General features: G+C 60.1%; 2 protein-coding genes. Both read left to right on the forward strand.

Annotated features, from left to right (window positions below; translation table 11 throughout):
* Positions 1–519: cbb3-type cytochrome c oxidase subunit I (locus AC0L2P_RS32170; RefSeq protein ID WP_473507241.1), on the forward strand; the 519-nt coding region annotated here is incomplete at its 5' end.
* 11 nt (positions 520–530) lie between these two features.
* Positions 531–814, forward strand: a 284-nt coding sequence (locus AC0L2P_RS32175) for a cbb3-type cytochrome c oxidase subunit II (protein WP_473507242.1), incomplete at its 3' end; no start/stop codon positions are given.

Consider the following 814-nt stretch of genomic DNA (forward strand, 5'->3'; position numbering starts at 1 on the left):
ATGATGGTCATGGCCATCGCCTTCTACGGGATGTCGACCTTCGAAGGCCCGATGATGTCAATCAAGGCCGTCAACTCGCTCTCGCACTACACCGACTGGACCATCGGTCACGTCCATTCCGGCGCGCTCGGATGGGTTGGCATGATCTCGTTCGGCGCGATCTATTTCATGGTCCCGAAGTTATGGAACCGCGACCGGCTTTATTCACTGCGGCTCGTCAACTGGCACTTCTGGCTGGCGACGCTTGGGATCGTCGTTTACGCCGCGGTGATGTGGGTCTCCGGCGTCATGCAGGGCCTGATGTGGCGCGAATACGACGAGCAGGGTTTCCTGGTCTACTCCTTCGCCGAGACCGTCGCCGCCATGCATCCCTATTATGTCATGCGCGCTCTGGGCGGCGCGATGTATCTCGCCGGAATGCTGATCATGGCGTGGAACATCGCGATGACGATCCTCGGCTACCAGCGCGAGGAGCAACCGATGCCGGATCCTGTTCCCGCCCTCCAGCCTGCCGAATAAGGAGCCAGAAAATGGGCTTGATGGACAAACATGCCGTGATCGAGAAGAACGCCACGCTTCTTCTCGTGGGCTCCCTTCTGGTGGTGACGGTCGGCGGGATAGTCGAGATCGCGCCGCTCTTCTATCTCGACAATACGATCGAGAAAGTCGAAGGCATGCGGCCCTATTCGCCGCTCGAGCTCGCCGGCCGCAACATCTATGTGCGCGAGGGCTGCTACCTCTGCCATAGCCAGATGATCAGGCCGTTCCGCGACGAAGTCGAGCGCTATGGGCATTACAGCCTGGCGGCCGAGTC

The sequence above is a fragment of the Mesorhizobium sp. WSM4836 genome (genome assembly GCF_055811815.1).